Here is a 13,080-nt window from a genome sequence, read left to right on the forward strand (position 1 = left end):
ATCACACGTAGCTCGTGAAAAGTGTATTCGCCTGTTCATGTATCTTTTTCAATTCTTCCTCCGCTAAACCGGCATCAGCCAATTTCCCTATAAGACCCGCTACAAATGAAAGCTTTTCCCTGTTTTTCAGATCAACGATCATTTCATCGAGTTCAACCTGTTCAACTGTTACACCCGCCTGTTCAAATAATTCCTGCGCATACGGATGTGTTTTGTAATCCTCAGCATAATAAACCGTTTTGATACCCGCTTGAATAATAGATTTGCAGCATTGAATGCACGGATAATGCGTCACATAAATCTCGGCTCCATCAGTCGGCACCCCAAACTTAGAGCATTGAAGAATCGCATTCATTTCAGCGTGAATGGTTCTTGCGCAATGATCATCTATCATTAAGCATCCTTCATCTGCACAATGTACGCCGCCCGCGATTGACCCATTGTAGCCTCCTGCTATCATGCGTTTGTCTCTGACTATAGTAGCGCCGACAGATAATCTCGGACATGTGCTGCGCAGCGCCAATAAATGGCTTTGAGCCATAAAGTATTGATTCCATGAAATTCGTTCCACGTTGTTCCCTCCAAATGTTGTGTTGCCTGACCTTTAGTTTACCTATCATAATGCATGACCGTCAAATCACTTTACTGTAATGGAAGACTTTATTTTCTCAAATGACTTTTCACCTATTCCTGAAACCTTAGTGATATCTTCAATTGTTTGGAAACGCCCGTTTTCTTCCCGGTATGCAATAATAGCTTCAGCTTTGGATGGCCCCACCCCTGAGATGCCTTGTAACTCCTCTAAGGTTGCTGTATTGATATTCACCAGCGCTCCCTTCCCTCCATCGCTTTGGACAGACCCTCCGCCACCTTGCTGCACTGCTGTTTCCTCCCCCTTTTTCGGGATGTACACCACTGTCCCGTCCTGCAGAATCTCCGCCAAATTTACTTGCGCTTCGTCTGCTTGTTCACTGGTCCCGCCCGCTTTCTCAATTGCCTGAGATACTCTGTCCCCTGTTCGCATTTCATAAACGCCAGGATGCTGAACAGCACCTTTGATGTCTATCACAATTGTTTCATTTGACTCGTCGTTGTTTGCTTCCTGCTTTACCACTGTATTTTCTGCCTCTGTTGGTACAGCTTGCTTCACCGGCTCTTTATTTTTCCCTGTGGCCAGAAAGATCATAATCGCTGTGAAAACAGCCGCAGAAGCCGCTAAAATAATTGCTTTCTTATGCTGATTCAACCAATTCATCGTGCATGTTCCCCGCTTTCGTCATATTTTATTTTCATAACACATATGGTTTAGAGGATAATAGCTCAAAGGAGGGGAAACCATTGAAGATAGGCTTTATCGGCACAGGAAATATGGGCACGATCCTTATCGAATCATTTATTGAATCAAAAGCAGCCGATCCCTCAAACATGACAATCACAAACCGCACAATTGAAAAAGCGTTGCACATAAAAAACCGCTACAACAGCATAAACGTTACCGAAAGTCTCGAAAAGCTCGTTTCTGAAAACGAGATGATTTTTATTTGTGTTAAGCCGCTTGATATATATCCTTTACTGGCAAGAGCGTTACCTTATTTAAGAAAAGATCATATTCTCATCTCAATTACAAGCCCCGTTCAAACCGAACAGCTCGAACAATATGTGCCGTGTCAAGTGGCTCGAGTGATCCCAAGTATTACGAACAGAGCGCTGGCAGGTGTTTCTCTCGTCACTTTCGGCACAAGCTGCGGCGAATCTGCAAAAACGAAAATCAATGAGCTGATGCAGCATATCTCTCATCCGCTGCAAATTGAAAGTGACATCACCAGGGTTGCATCAGACATCGTAAGCTGCGGCCCCGCTTTTATGAGCTATCTGATTCAGCGGTTTATAGATGCAGCTGTTTCGGAAACATCAGTGTCTAAACAGGACGCGATTTTGATGTGTAAGGAAATGCTTGTCGGAATGGGAAAACTGTTAGAAACCGAATTGTATACCCTGCCTGCATTACAGGAAAAGGTTTGCGTTAAAGGCGGTGTAACGGGAGAAGGCATTAAAGCGCTGGAAAGCGGTGTGCAGGATATGTTTCACCGGGTATTTCAAAATACTCATATGAAGTACGAGGAGGATATTTCCGCAGTGAAAAAGCAGTTTCATGTGTAGACGAGTATGTCATACGTTCGTCTGTACTGCAAAGGCATAAAAAAGCATTTTAAAAAACCATCGTTTTAGGAAACGATGGTTTTTGATTTCTGCGCCTTGAAAAATAGGCGTTCTGATTGTGCTGATGGCTCGGTATCCGTAAAATCAGCTGTCACGCGATGGAGCTGAAAGCCGCAGTTCTTAAGCATTTCTTCGTACTCTTCCACCGGGAACGTTCTTTGCTCGTGTGTCTCATCAAAACGATCATACGCTTCTCCGTTCCACACAAAAAACGACATATCATGAATGACAGAAAGCTCGCCACTTCCGGCAAAGCTCTGCCAAATATAGCTGATATCTTCGTCCTGGTCAGCAAATGTGCTATCTGGAAAGACTTCCGCAATTTTATAAGATGAATGAACATCAAACAACAAAATGCCTTCAGGCTTTAATACCCGAAATACACTTTTAAAGGTTTCGATCACATCATTTTTTGTTTTTAAATAATTTAATGAGTCACAGCATATCACAACAGCGTCAAACTGACCGTCAAAGCCGGTAATCTCTCTCATATCCTGCTGAAGAAATAAAATAGGCTGGCTACTCGATACCTTTTGCTGGGCGAAAGAAAGCATCTCTTCGCTGAGATCGATGCCTGTAACCTCGAAGCCTTTTTCGGCAAGCCGGATGGAGATTTCCCCCGTGCCGCATGCCAGATCGAGAATACGGACTTTTTCCGGGAGAGATGCTTCAATCCATTTTGTCCATTGATCGTAAGGCGCGTGTGACATTAACTCGTCATACACGCTTGCAAAGCCTTGATAAATCATTGATTCATTCCAAGGTCAAGATCTGCGAGCGGAGCGTCTCCCCACAGCTTTTCAAGGTTGTAGTAGCTTCTTTCGTCCTTGTGGAAGACATGGACAATCACATCGCCTAGATCAACGAGAACCCATCTTGCTTCATCAAAGCCTTCCATCTTTTTGACTTGAATGCCGTTTTCATCAGCTTGATCTTTGATTTCACGGGCAATCGCCTGTACCTGTTTATCTGAATTTCCGTGGCAGATCAGAAAATAATCAGCAACCAGAGAAATACCTTCCATATCCAGTGCTAAAATATCCTCTGCCCGTTTATCGTCGCAAGCCGCAGCTGCGATCTTTAAAATGGACTTATGGTTCATTCACAAATTCCTCCTGTTCAGCTGCCAGACACAAGCCAGTTATACGTTAAAAATGTGTCTGGAAAAACCGGTTGATTTTTTTTCATAAGAAAAACCATTGTATTTTTAATGGACTGAATCAGCGCTTGATTCAAATCTGTCTCAGCAAGCTTACGCACCTCATCGACACCGGGAAATGCCCGGTTTGGCTCAATGTAATCGGCAACGTAAATGACTTTTTCTAAAAGTGTCATGCCGGGGCGGCCTGAGGTATGATACCTAATGGCGTCAAGAATGTCTTCATCTTGAACCCCTGCCTCTCTTTGGACCAAATAAGCGCCGACCGGAGCGTGCCAGAGCTCCGGATTATGATCCAATAAATGCGCAGGCATTTTTTCACGTGCAATAATTTGTTTCATTTCTTCTTTCGGGCGGAATTTGGCGTAATCATGAAAGATTGCCGCTGTTTCCGCTTTTTTAGAATCGGCTCCAAAACGCTCCGCAAGTTCGATCGCCGTGTTCATCACGCCAACCGTATGGATATATCGGTGTTCGGTCAATTGCTGCTTCACGCATGCAAGTGCCTCCTCACGATTCATATAAACCATTCTCCTCTACATACTTCTTCACTTTATCAGGGATTAAGTAGTCAGTGGGCTTCTTGCTTTTAAACCGTTCCCTTATCATAGTTGATGATACCTCAAATTCCGGAACGTCTGCAAAGAGAAGCGGATAAGGGGTTTCAACATGAAAACCGGGGCGCTTTACTCCAATAAATTGAATGAGGTTCAGCAGCTCGTCCAGCTTATACCATTTCGGCAAATATTCAACCATATCAGCGCCGATAATAAAGAACAGCTGATCATTTGGATAACGCTGCTTCAGTAAAGAAACGGTATCAAAGGTATATGATGGCCCTTCTCTTTCCATTTCAACAAGCTCCAGCTTAAAGGACGGATTAGATTGAATTGCAAGCTTTAGCATTTCCACGCGATGAAAGCTGTCGGTATAGTCTTCGTTCTGTTTATGCGGCGGAATTTGATTAGGCATAAACCAAATTTCATCAAGCCCCGCCTGGTACAGCACCTCATTCGCCATTAAGAGGTGACCATTATGCGGAGGGTCAAACGTGCCTCCGAAAATTCCGATTTTCTTCATTTCAACCACCTTTAAGGAAGCTCGATTTGTTTATTTTCCTTTGATTCCTTATATAACACAATCGTATTGCCGATTGTCTGCACCAATTGAGAGCGGCTTCCTTTTACAAGAGCTTCCGCTACATCGTTTTTATCCTCTTCGCAATTCTGAAGCACGCTGACTTTAATAAGCTCTCTCGCTTCAAGCGCCTCAGCAATTTGTTTAATCATGTTGTCGTTTACTCCGCCTTTACCTACTTGAAAAATCGGCGTTAAATGATGCGCTTTTGAACGCAAAAAACGTTTTTGTTTACCTGTTAACATTCTGTTCCTCCTAATTTTCCTATTACAATAGATCTCATTTTTTCAATATCAGGCTCTTGTCCAGTCCACAATTGGAAAGACAATGCTGCCTGTTCAACAAACATGCCCACACCATCGAGTGTTTTCAAGCCTTTTTGGCTTGCTTCTTTTAAAAGGGCCGTCTGTATTGGATTATACACGATATCACATACGACGGCACTGCTCGCGGCACGCTGTAATGAAAGCGGCACATCGTCCACGTTCGGATACATGCCCACAGACGTTGTATGGATGATAACATCATACTGCTCAAGACATTCTTCTGCTTCTTTTATGCTTAATACTTCTTTATTGTGAAACGAGGGAGTAGCTTCTGTAAGCCGCTTTGCTTTTTCTAACGTCCGGTTGCAAATGTCAAATTTTTTCGGGGTATTTCGGACAATTGTTGTAAAAATGGCTCTCGCCGCTCCGCCAGCGCCGATCATTAAGAATGACAGTTCAGAGATAGGCTTGTCTAATACCTTCATTAATGACTTCACGAAGCCTTCCCCATCGGTATTGTATCCGACAAGCTTATCTCCCTCTCTTCTGACCGTGTTTACGGCACCGATCACTTTTGCACTCTCATCAATATGATCCAGATAATCCATAATGGAAACCTTGTGCGGAACAGTCACATTGATTCCTTGTACGCCTAGAGCTCTTATTCCTTTTACCGCATCCTCCAGATCATTCTCTTCTACCTTGAAGGCATGATAATGTCCGTCAAGCCCGAGGTCTTTCAATGATGCGTTATGAATATCAGGTGACATAGAATGGCCAATCGGATTTCCGATAACCCCGTACAGCTTTTTCATACTCCTCTCCCCTTTTCTTAAATTAATGAACGCCGAACAAATACATGAACGCCTTTTGGCGCGTATGCAGTTACCTTTTTATCGGCGTCATGGACAGTAACCCAGCCTAACCCAGAGAAAACGATATCTGTCTTTTTGTCTTTTATCGTAAACGTATGGGCGACCAATTCCGGAAACTCATCCATTTCATCTTTACCCGGAGGTGTGAGCAATTCCCCTGCATGCTTTTCATAAAGCGCGTCTGCATTTTCAAGTTTTGTTCTATGAATCATCAGCTCATTCGGCATATAGCAAATAAAAGGAGATCTTTCCCCAGACACATAATCAAACCTTGCAAGTCCGCCAAAATACAGTGTTTGCTGATCATTAAGCTGGAATGTGCGAGGCTTCAGCTCCTTTTTAGGAGATAATATTTTCAGATCCTTTTTATTGACATAATGCGCCATTTGATGGTTGTTGATAATTCCCGGTGTATCATAAAGCGATGAACCGTCATCCAGCGGGATTTCAATCGCATCAAGGGTTGTGCCAGGAAATTGGGATGTTGTAATAATATCTTCTTCACCTGACACTTCTTTAATAATCCGGTTAATAAAGGTTGACTTTCCTACATTTGTACATCCGACAACATAGACGTCTTTTCCGTTGCGGTAATGCTCAATCGCGTCAATTACTTCTCTTATTCCCTGGCCGCGTCCCGCACTGACCAAAAATACGTCAACCGGTTTTAAGCCAAGCTCTTTCGCTTCACGCTTCATCCATTGGATCAGACGCTCTCTTTTCAGTGACTTAGGCAAAATATCCGCTTTATTGCCAACTAATAAGATAGGGTTTCCCCCCACCAAGCGCTGCAGCCCATTAATCCAGCTGCCGTTAAAATCAAAAATATCAACAATTTTTACGACAAGAGAGTCCGTTTCGCCAATACCGTGAAGAATGTTCAAAAAATCATCATCAGTTAAGGAGACATCTTGTATTTCATTATAGTTTTTCAGTCTGAAGCAACGCTGGCAAATCACATTTTCTTTTGTAAGCGATGCAGGCGGCGCGTACCCCAAACCTGTTTTGTCCTCGGTTTGGATCGTAACTCCGCACCCGATACAAACAACCTTTTCCATTTCTTACTCCTCCCACTGAATGTGCCCTTTTCGTTTGAGAGCACTCAGTATTCTGCGTTCGACCTGGCGGTTAAAGCGCGTAATGAATCCGTCAGAGGAAGCGACTGGCACGACCAAAATCGTATGGTAGCCGTTTCGGTTTCCCCCGAGTACATCGGTCAGCAGCTGGTCTCCAATGACAACGCAGTCCTCTTTTTTTAGCTCCATATTACGCACCGCTCTATTAAAGGCTTTACCCATCGGTTTTCTTGCTTTATAGATGAATGGGATTCCAAGCGGTTCTGAGAAAAGTTTCACTCTTCTTTCGTTATTATTAGAGACAATTGTCACTTTAATGCCGTGTTCCTTCATTTCTTCAAACCACTCGATCAATCGCGGCGTCGCGTTCGGCCTGTCCCATTCAACAAGCGTATTATCCAGGTCAGTAATAATCCCTTTTACATTTCGTTCCTTTAATTTCTCAGGTGTAATATGAAAAATATTTTTTACAAACTCGTCAGGTAAAAAAAACTTTTTTAACAAAACCCGCACCCTTCCCTTTTTCTTACTTTCAAAATGATTGTCGAAAAAAATCGAACTTGCGCCTAAAGAAAAACTGAGCAAAAAAATTTCGACAAAAATTGGGTTTCTTCACCAGGTGTGGATAAATTTACACACACTATCCACTCTTATTACATCACTCTTTAGACAAATTATAAACACGATACTCACAAGTTATCCACTTTTTGGTGTGGATAACAGAACGATTGTTCTTATATGCATTTCATGGTAGATTAAAGATAACTTCAACCTCAGATGAACGCAACTTATCATTGTATGCGTTAAAATCATGAATGATTCCAACTTTTAAGGAGGTGCCTCTCCCATTAATTGGGTTCCTAGCATGAGAAAACTGTCTGATGAATTACTAATAGAATCTTATTTCAAAGCCACCGAAATGAATTTAAACCGTGACTTTATCGAGTTAATTGAAAACGAAATAAAAAGAAGATCGCTCGGACATATTATTTCCGTATCTTCTTAATAAGAATTTGTCTATTTTTTCCGGGCGTATTTCCTTTTTTTACTCAGATGACTGATATTATATCACTTTGGCTGCGCGCTTTACTACTATTTTCAGCAAAAAACACCCCTAAAAAGAGGTGTTTTAAAGGGCCGGTTATTATGCTAACCAGTATATGCCGCCCACAACCAGGAGAACAACAACTAAAACAACAATAAAAGCGTATCCGTATGCTCTGCCTGCCCAATACATGTGAAGCGCCTCCTTAATAAGGTTTTATAACAGCCTATGTAGGAGAAATAAATCGGACTAGGCGGTTGTCCGGCTCAACGCTGCAGGATCTGCCCATCTTGTATTCCTTCATATACGATCCTTGCCCCTTTAGGTGTCATATGATTTCCAGAAGGATCTATTAAACCAGATTGGATAAGCGCTTCATCAGTTGCTTTTCCGCCGTCTGCTTCTATAAAATGCTTCCAGTTATCTACAAGAGGGACATCCAGGCGCTTCGACACATCTCTTGTAATATCGTTATATGAGTTGTGCCATTTCCTTGCTCCGCCTTTTGGTTCAAAAGCAGCTGCTTGATATCTGGAATAGTAAAACAGATGATGCTTCCCATTACCTTCTATAATTGGGATACACGTCATTAAGATTGGCTTGATCCCGTGTTTTCTGCTTTCTTCAATAAAATAAACCAGATTTTCTCTAAAACGCTGCTTCGACACTCTCGGTTTCCCCTCAGTCAGTATGGCAGCGTCATTGGTGCCGAACATAATAAACAAATACTTCGGTTTTTGATCCAGCACATCTGTCTGAAATCGGAGACGGGCATCCTCTGTCGTCTGTCCGCCGATTCCCGCATTGAGTATATCAAGGTTACCGCGCTCAGCTGTTTTTAATATATTGACCCACTGCTGTGCTTTTGGATAATCGCGATAATCCCAATTAGAGCCACGCGTATTGCTGTCACCAAATGCTACAACGTCTTCGTATCCCCTTCCCTCGCATCCTGCTGTAACGAACAGCAGAAGGAAAAGGATGATAAAATGTTTCATCTTTACACCCCCAAAAGCCTCACCTTAATGTTATACCTCTGTTTCTCTTCGTTCAACGAAGAGTTTTTCGCTATCACTGTTTTTTCCTATAGTTAACGTGTCCCCCTCAGTGGATATCATTCTGCTTTCATTGCGGCGCAGCTGATGATTTTTTAAAATTCCCTTCTTTCCAATCTGAAAAACACACAAACCAAAGAAAAGAAAATAACCTGAATCCGCACTGGAAACAGGTTATCCGTTAAATCCTGCATTTACTTTAACTTCGATTTAAGCTTGGCCTTTGTTTTTGGCCCATAAATCCCGTCTGCAGTTAATCCGTTCATGAGCTGAAAACGCTTGACGGCATTCGCTGTTTTCGGTCCGTAAACTCCATCTATGCCATTGTTTTTGGCTCCCTTATCAGGGTAAAAGTGAAGTGCAGCTAAAGCCTTTTGCAGCTGGAGAATGTTTGTGCCCTTTCGATAAGGCGAAGTGAGCTTTATAACCCCAGACGGCAGAGGATATGATGGTGAAGTTTCTTTTGGAGGTGTATCCGAGGAAGAAATTCCGTTTATAAAAGAGTTCCAGTGGTCCAAGAGTTTCCGCGGACATTCTTTCCCGGACCATTTTTTGTGGGGAACAACACGATGTAACGGAATATTGTTTTCCTTCATCAGCTTTCTGATCAGCCACTGGGCATTTGATGTTGCTTTTCCAAAATCGCCGTCAGCATTTTCGCAGATTTCAATCCCGATCGATTTGCGGTTTCCTGTCCCGTTTGTACCGTCTCCCGCATGCCAGCCGTTTTCATCTATCGGGAGATGCTGATAAATGACTGAATCGTCAACTGTAAAATGCCAGCTTTCGGATGTGCTCGGGTTTTTCACAAAATTGGCGTGCATTTTCGCATTAGCGCCTTTTGCTGTATTCGCTGTATTATGCACCGTAATATAAGCAGGCGTCATCGCATAGCCAGGACGATTATCATTTGATACCGGTATAAAATCCTTTTTTATGGTTACCATTTCTATCCCTCCCTATTAATAAGAATGCAGAAAACAGAGAGATGGACAGCCTTTTTTATAAGGTTAAAAAGAATTGTGTTCTCAACCTGGTTTTCAGTTGAACCGCTGAAATGGCACCAGTTATACTAATTTAGATGACGGAGGTTTTGGCTCCTGACATCACCTAAGTTGGGAGTGACCATAGACATGTTAAAAAAAGTAATAGGTATACTTGTGATTATCGCTATCATTTCAGTTGGTTTTTTTCAGAAAGAAGCTTGGCTTGATTCAATCAAAGCAGGAGGGATGTTTTCCGTTTTATTTAGTATGCTGCTGATTGCTGCCGATGTTTTTTTCCCAATAGTGCCGTTTGCTTTGGTTGCTGCTTTAAATGGCGCAGTGTTCGGGACTGCAAATGGAATTTGGATTACACTGACCGGCTCAATGCTTGGTACTATATTGCTGTTTTTTCTCGCCAGGTACAGTTTTAGAGATTGGGCCAGAAAAAAAGTTCAGGCCTATCCTGCCATACAAAGCTACGAGGCTTCCTTCAACAAAAACGCTTTTACCGCTGTTTTATTAGGAAGGCTGATACCTGTCATACCTTCACTTGTAATGAACGTGATCTGCGGGCTGAGCCAGGTTCGCTGGCATGTTTTTTTCTTTGCGTCTTTAATAGGGAAAATCCCCAATATTGTTGTTGTCACTATTGCAGGTGCCAATTTCACCAGCAATAAATTATTGTCTATCAGCATTTACGGTACATATATTCTGATCATCATGCTGGTCATTTATAAAAAGTTCCCTCATCTTCTGAAGGTGCCAAAAAAATAAGGAGGCTTGTTAGCCCCCTTACTTTTTTTCTGTCGCATGGCCTCCAAATTCATTTCGAAGCGCAGCGACCACCTTTCCTGTAAACGTATCGTCTGTTAAAGAACGGTATCTCATCATTAGTGACATGGCGATGACCGGCGTTGCCGTCTGCAGATCAAGCGCGGTTTCCACCGTCCATTTTCCTTCACCTGAGGAATGCATAATGCCCTTGATCTGATCCAGTTTCGCATCCTTAGCGAAAGCTCGCTCAGTCAGTCCCATAAGCCAAGAACGAATGACAGAACCATGATTCCACACTCTGGCAACCTTCTCATAGTCAAAATCAAATTGGCTGTTTTCAAGCACTTCGAATCCTTCACCAATCGCGGCCATCATTCCATACTCAATTCCATTATGGATCATTTTTAAAAAATGTCCGCTTCCCGCTTCACCAGCGTATAGATAACCATTTTCGACGGCAGTATCACGAAAAAGCGGTTCCACAATCTCCCATGCTTCATGGTCGCCCCCCACCATAAAACAGGCTCCATGCCGTGCGCCTTCCATTCCGCCCGACGTTCCGGCATCGAGATAATGGATACCCGCTTCTTTCATTTGATTTTAGCGGCGAATTGATTCTTTATAATGAGAGTTTCCAGCTTCGATAATCATATCGCCTTTACTTAATAAAGGTGATACATCACGCAAAACAGCATCGACAATGCCATGCGGTACCATAACCCATAGGATACGCGGCGGGTCTAATAAAGAAATGAACTCTTTAAGATTCGTTGTCCCCTCAGCCCCGTATGCTTTCAGTTCATCAACAGCCGCTTGATTTACATCATATCCAACCGCTTGATGATTGCGGTCAATGAATTGCTTTCCTATGTTTATGCCCATTTTCCCTAAGCCGATTAATCCAATTTTCATATCTGTTCCTCCTGATTGTCTAAAAAGCCTTTACTCTTTATGTTCCCTTTGGATTGTATTGTGATACGCAGAAAACAAATGGGGCTTACATCGTCTGCGCATGTAAATTTTATTTTTCATGACTGACTGTGCCTGCCAGTTCTATTACTGAATCTCTTTATATCCATAATTATCACTTTATCCTTGATTTACCATCAGTTTAAGTTAAAATATGGGAAGGTATTCGATTTTTTTAGTAAAAAGAAGGTGACATGTTGCAGAATCAATCTCATACTCTTATCGGAGTTACGAAAACCGCTGTATTCTTTTTATACGCTGCACTTGCAATCATCGGTTTTGCAATCGGGTATTTTATTCCGCAGATTGCGAAATGGGCATTATCCCTCCCCTGGATCCCTCTTGAAGGACCACTTCGGCTCATTACCTCTTTTCAGGGATCTACAGCTTCATTTATCACTGCTCTTCTCGGTATGTGTGCGGGGATTTGGTTCGCTCATTCTGTTATTGCAATGCTGCTGTCTGTCAAAATTACAGATCACACAGTGGAATTCATCAAAGGAAAAAAAGTGCAAACAATTCATTCCGATGACATCGCTCTTGTATTTATGGATCACAAACGGCTTGTCCTCCTGGGAACAGCCGGATATGAATTGGTACGGGAAGAAATTGATGAAAAACCAGTAAACGTTGAGAAGGCCTTTAGACAGCATCATTACGAATGGGCAACAGATGGTGATCCGTTTAAAGATCAATTTCGCCGATGGATTCCTGATGCACCAGACCTATCGCAAGGCGCCCATGCCTTATTAAAAGCTCGTCACAAAGCACTGCAGGACGAAGAAAAAGACGATATTGAAGAATTCCGTCTCGAACTGGCACAGCTGGGCATCGTTGTACGGGACGAAGGCACACGCCAATATTGGCGAAAAGCAGAAACCTATCCCCCGAAAATTCAGCTCGGCGAAGGATTGTAACAACAGAGGCTCAAGAAAGAGCCTCTTCTTTATTACTGCACAATAAACAGCACTCTGGTGCCGTCAGGGTAGCTGCTCATTTGATTCCCTACCCACGAGCCGGCGCCGCGATTATCAGAAGGCGTCACATATCGGACATCAGCCCCTGCACCGCCTTCCTCGCAGACCGCCATCGGCCACTCATCCCGGTCATAGCCCGGCTTGGTCGGGATTCCCTTTAAAGATTCCTCCCGCCTTTTGTCTGCTCCATCTCTGTCAATGGTACAAATATCTGGATGTCCCTCTGCAATCGCATCCCTAATATGACTGCCGGTTTCCGGATAACGAGACAGCGGAAAATATAACACTTTGTCATACGAAGATGCGCCTTGGATCTGTTGCGGAACCATTAAACAAAGAAGAACTGCTGCAGCAAGAAACAGGCCTGCCATCCATTTTTTCATTCCCATCCCCCATACCTTTGTTCATTTCAATGTATGGGCGCTTGATGAAGAATATTTTTAACATTTGAAGTTAGTATGCTGCTTACCAAAGCCGGACTCCCCCGCGAGAAATTTCCCGGTACAGACACAGACAGCCTCCCGGTCACATACATTTACAT

General features: G+C 43.0%; 17 protein-coding genes and 1 pseudogene. 4 read left to right on the forward strand and 14 right to left on the reverse strand.

Features of this window, described 5'->3' with window-relative positions:
* Position 1: 1 nt before the first annotated feature.
* The gene (locus tag MKY50_RS13080) at positions 2-571 is read right to left on the reverse strand and encodes a ComE operon protein 2 (RefSeq protein ID WP_003229978.1); all 570 of its coding nucleotides are present in this window, start codon (positions 569-571) and stop codon (positions 2-4) included.
* Between the two features lie 66 nt (positions 572-637).
* The gene (gene comEA, locus MKY50_RS13085) at positions 638-1,255 is read right to left on the reverse strand and encodes a competence protein ComEA (RefSeq protein ID WP_341116792.1); all 618 of its coding nucleotides are present in this window, start codon (positions 1,253-1,255) and stop codon (positions 638-640) included.
* A gap of 83 nt (positions 1,256-1,338) precedes the next feature.
* Between comEA and comER the strand changes: the two genes are divergently transcribed.
* Positions 1,339-2,160: a late competence protein ComER gene (comER, locus tag MKY50_RS13090; protein ID WP_014480313.1), complete on the forward strand. Its 822-nt coding sequence runs from the start codon at positions 1,339-1,341 to the stop codon at positions 2,158-2,160.
* A 65-nt stretch (positions 2,161-2,225) separates the two neighbouring features.
* Here the strand turns inward: comER and MKY50_RS13095 are convergent, their stop codons facing one another.
* The 8 genes from MKY50_RS13095 to MKY50_RS13130 are packed head-to-tail and all read right to left on the reverse strand — an operon-like array spanning position 2,226 to position 7,237.
* Positions 2,226-2,969, reverse strand: a complete 744-nt coding sequence (locus MKY50_RS13095) for a class I SAM-dependent DNA methyltransferase (protein ID WP_341116793.1) — start codon at positions 2,967-2,969, stop codon at positions 2,226-2,228.
* On the reverse strand, positions 2,966-3,322 hold the full coding sequence (gene rsfS / locus MKY50_RS13100; protein WP_041333759.1) for a ribosome silencing factor: 357 nt from the start codon (positions 3,320-3,322) through the stop codon (positions 2,966-2,968). The genes MKY50_RS13095 and rsfS overlap by 4 nt, the downstream gene beginning before the upstream one ends.
* A 17-nt stretch (positions 3,323-3,339) precedes the next feature.
* Positions 3,340-3,900, reverse strand: coding sequence for a bis(5'-nucleosyl)-tetraphosphatase (symmetrical) YqeK (yqeK, locus tag MKY50_RS13105; protein WP_014480316.1), 561 nt, complete (start codon positions 3,898-3,900; stop codon positions 3,340-3,342).
* Positions 3,890-4,459, reverse strand: a complete 570-nt coding sequence (locus MKY50_RS13110; protein WP_021480066.1) for a nicotinate-nucleotide adenylyltransferase — start codon at positions 4,457-4,459, stop codon at positions 3,890-3,892. Before MKY50_RS13110 ends, yqeK begins: the two co-directional genes overlap by 11 nt.
* Positions 4,460-4,470: 11 nt before the next feature.
* Complete coding sequence (yhbY, locus tag MKY50_RS13115) at positions 4,471-4,761, reverse strand: ribosome assembly RNA-binding protein YhbY (protein WP_003226133.1); 291 nt, start codon at positions 4,759-4,761, stop codon at positions 4,471-4,473.
* Positions 4,755-5,597, reverse strand: a complete 843-nt coding sequence (gene aroE, locus MKY50_RS13120) for a shikimate dehydrogenase (protein WP_341116794.1) — start codon at positions 5,595-5,597, stop codon at positions 4,755-4,757. Before aroE ends, yhbY begins: the two co-directional genes overlap by 7 nt.
* A 17-nt stretch (positions 5,598-5,614) precedes the next feature.
* On the reverse strand, positions 5,615-6,715 hold the full coding sequence (yqeH, locus tag MKY50_RS13125) for a ribosome biogenesis GTPase YqeH (RefSeq protein ID WP_003229966.1): 1,101 nt from the start codon (positions 6,713-6,715) through the stop codon (positions 5,615-5,617).
* A 3-nt stretch (positions 6,716-6,718) separates the two neighbouring features.
* Complete coding sequence (locus tag MKY50_RS13130) at positions 6,719-7,237, reverse strand: YqeG family HAD IIIA-type phosphatase (RefSeq protein ID WP_003226126.1); 519 nt, start codon at positions 7,235-7,237, stop codon at positions 6,719-6,721.
* Between the two features lie 361 nt (positions 7,238-7,598).
* Between MKY50_RS13130 and MKY50_RS13135 the strand changes: the two genes are divergently transcribed.
* Positions 7,599-7,739, forward strand: a complete 141-nt coding sequence (locus MKY50_RS13135) for a sporulation histidine kinase inhibitor Sda (protein WP_003226124.1) — start codon at positions 7,599-7,601, stop codon at positions 7,737-7,739.
* Positions 7,740-8,044: 305 nt separating this feature from the next.
* On the opposite strand, the gene MKY50_RS13140 is transcribed toward MKY50_RS13135, so the two are convergent.
* Positions 8,045-8,776 (reverse strand): SGNH/GDSL hydrolase family protein, encoded by a 732-nt coding sequence (locus tag MKY50_RS13140; protein WP_003229964.1) that lies wholly within the window; start codon positions 8,774-8,776, stop codon positions 8,045-8,047.
* Between the two features lie 251 nt (positions 8,777-9,027).
* Complete coding sequence (gene cwlH / locus MKY50_RS13145) at positions 9,028-9,780, reverse strand: N-acetylmuramoyl-L-alanine amidase CwlH (protein ID WP_341116795.1); 753 nt, start codon at positions 9,778-9,780, stop codon at positions 9,028-9,030.
* A 186-nt stretch (positions 9,781-9,966) separates the two neighbouring features.
* Between cwlH and MKY50_RS13150 the strand changes: the two genes are divergently transcribed.
* Entirely contained in the window at positions 9,967-10,593 is a 627-nt protein-coding gene (locus tag MKY50_RS13150; protein ID WP_116316520.1) for a TVP38/TMEM64 family protein, read from the forward strand.
* 18 nt (positions 10,594-10,611) lie between these two features.
* Here the strand turns inward: MKY50_RS13150 and gnd are convergent.
* A pseudogene (gene gnd, locus MKY50_RS13155) lies at positions 10,612-11,505 on the reverse strand (phosphogluconate dehydrogenase (NAD(+)-dependent, decarboxylating)).
* A 251-nt stretch (positions 11,506-11,756) separates the two neighbouring features.
* On the opposite strand from gnd, the gene MKY50_RS13160 reads away from it, so the two are divergent.
* Positions 11,757-12,479, forward strand: a complete 723-nt coding sequence (locus MKY50_RS13160; RefSeq protein WP_010886572.1) for a YqeB family protein — start codon at positions 11,757-11,759, stop codon at positions 12,477-12,479.
* 32 nt (positions 12,480-12,511) lie between these two features.
* Here MKY50_RS13160 and nucB read toward each other — a convergent pair whose 3' ends face one another.
* Positions 12,512-12,922: a sporulation-specific Dnase NucB gene (gene nucB / locus MKY50_RS13165; RefSeq protein ID WP_009967785.1), complete on the reverse strand. Its 411-nt coding sequence runs from the start codon at positions 12,920-12,922 to the stop codon at positions 12,512-12,514.
* Positions 12,923-13,080 lie beyond the last annotated feature (158 nt).

This window comes from Bacillus sp. FSL R7-0685 (assembly GCF_038002425.1).
GTDB classification, from domain to species: domain Bacteria; phylum Bacillota; class Bacilli; order Bacillales; family Bacillaceae; genus Bacillus; species Bacillus subtilis.

Bases quoted from the DNA above. Each gene is read 5' to 3' on its own strand.
- MKY50_RS13135 (WP_003226124.1), top strand. From the start codon at position 7,599: ATGAGAAAACTGTCTGATGAATTACTAATAGAATCTTATTTCAAAGCC.
- comEA (WP_341116792.1), bottom strand. From the start codon at position 1,255: ATGAATTGGTTGAATCAGCATAAGAAAGCAATTATTTTAGCGGCTTCT.
- MKY50_RS13160 (WP_010886572.1), top strand. From the start codon at position 11,757: ATGTTGCAGAATCAATCTCATACTCTTATCGGAGTTACGAAAACCGCT.
- yqeK (WP_014480316.1), bottom strand. From the start codon at position 3,900: ATGAATCGTGAGGAGGCACTTGCATGCGTGAAGCAGCAATTGACCGAA.
- yqeH (WP_003229966.1), bottom strand. From the start codon at position 6,715: ATGGAAAAGGTTGTTTGTATCGGGTGCGGAGTTACGATCCAAACCGAG.
- MKY50_RS13150 (WP_116316520.1), top strand. From the start codon at position 9,967: ATGTTAAAAAAAGTAATAGGTATACTTGTGATTATCGCTATCATTTCA.
- cwlH (WP_341116795.1), bottom strand. From the start codon at position 9,780: ATGGTAACCATAAAAAAGGATTTTATACCGGTATCAAATGATAATCGT.
- yhbY (WP_003226133.1), bottom strand. From the start codon at position 4,761: ATGTTAACAGGTAAACAAAAACGTTTTTTGCGTTCAAAAGCGCATCAT.
- MKY50_RS13095 (WP_341116793.1), bottom strand. From the start codon at position 2,969: ATGATTTATCAAGGCTTTGCAAGCGTGTATGACGAGTTAATGTCACAC.
- rsfS (WP_041333759.1), bottom strand. From the start codon at position 3,322: ATGAACCATAAGTCCATTTTAAAGATCGCAGCTGCGGCTTGCGACGAT.
- aroE (WP_341116794.1), bottom strand. From the start codon at position 5,597: ATGAAAAAGCTGTACGGGGTTATCGGAAATCCGATTGGCCATTCTATG.
- nucB (WP_009967785.1), bottom strand. From the start codon at position 12,922: ATGAAAAAATGGATGGCAGGCCTGTTTCTTGCTGCAGCAGTTCTTCTT.
- MKY50_RS13110 (WP_021480066.1), bottom strand. From the start codon at position 4,459: ATGAAGAAAATCGGAATTTTCGGAGGCACGTTTGACCCTCCGCATAAT.
- MKY50_RS13140 (WP_003229964.1), bottom strand. From the start codon at position 8,776: ATGAAACATTTTATCATCCTTTTCCTTCTGCTGTTCGTTACAGCAGGA.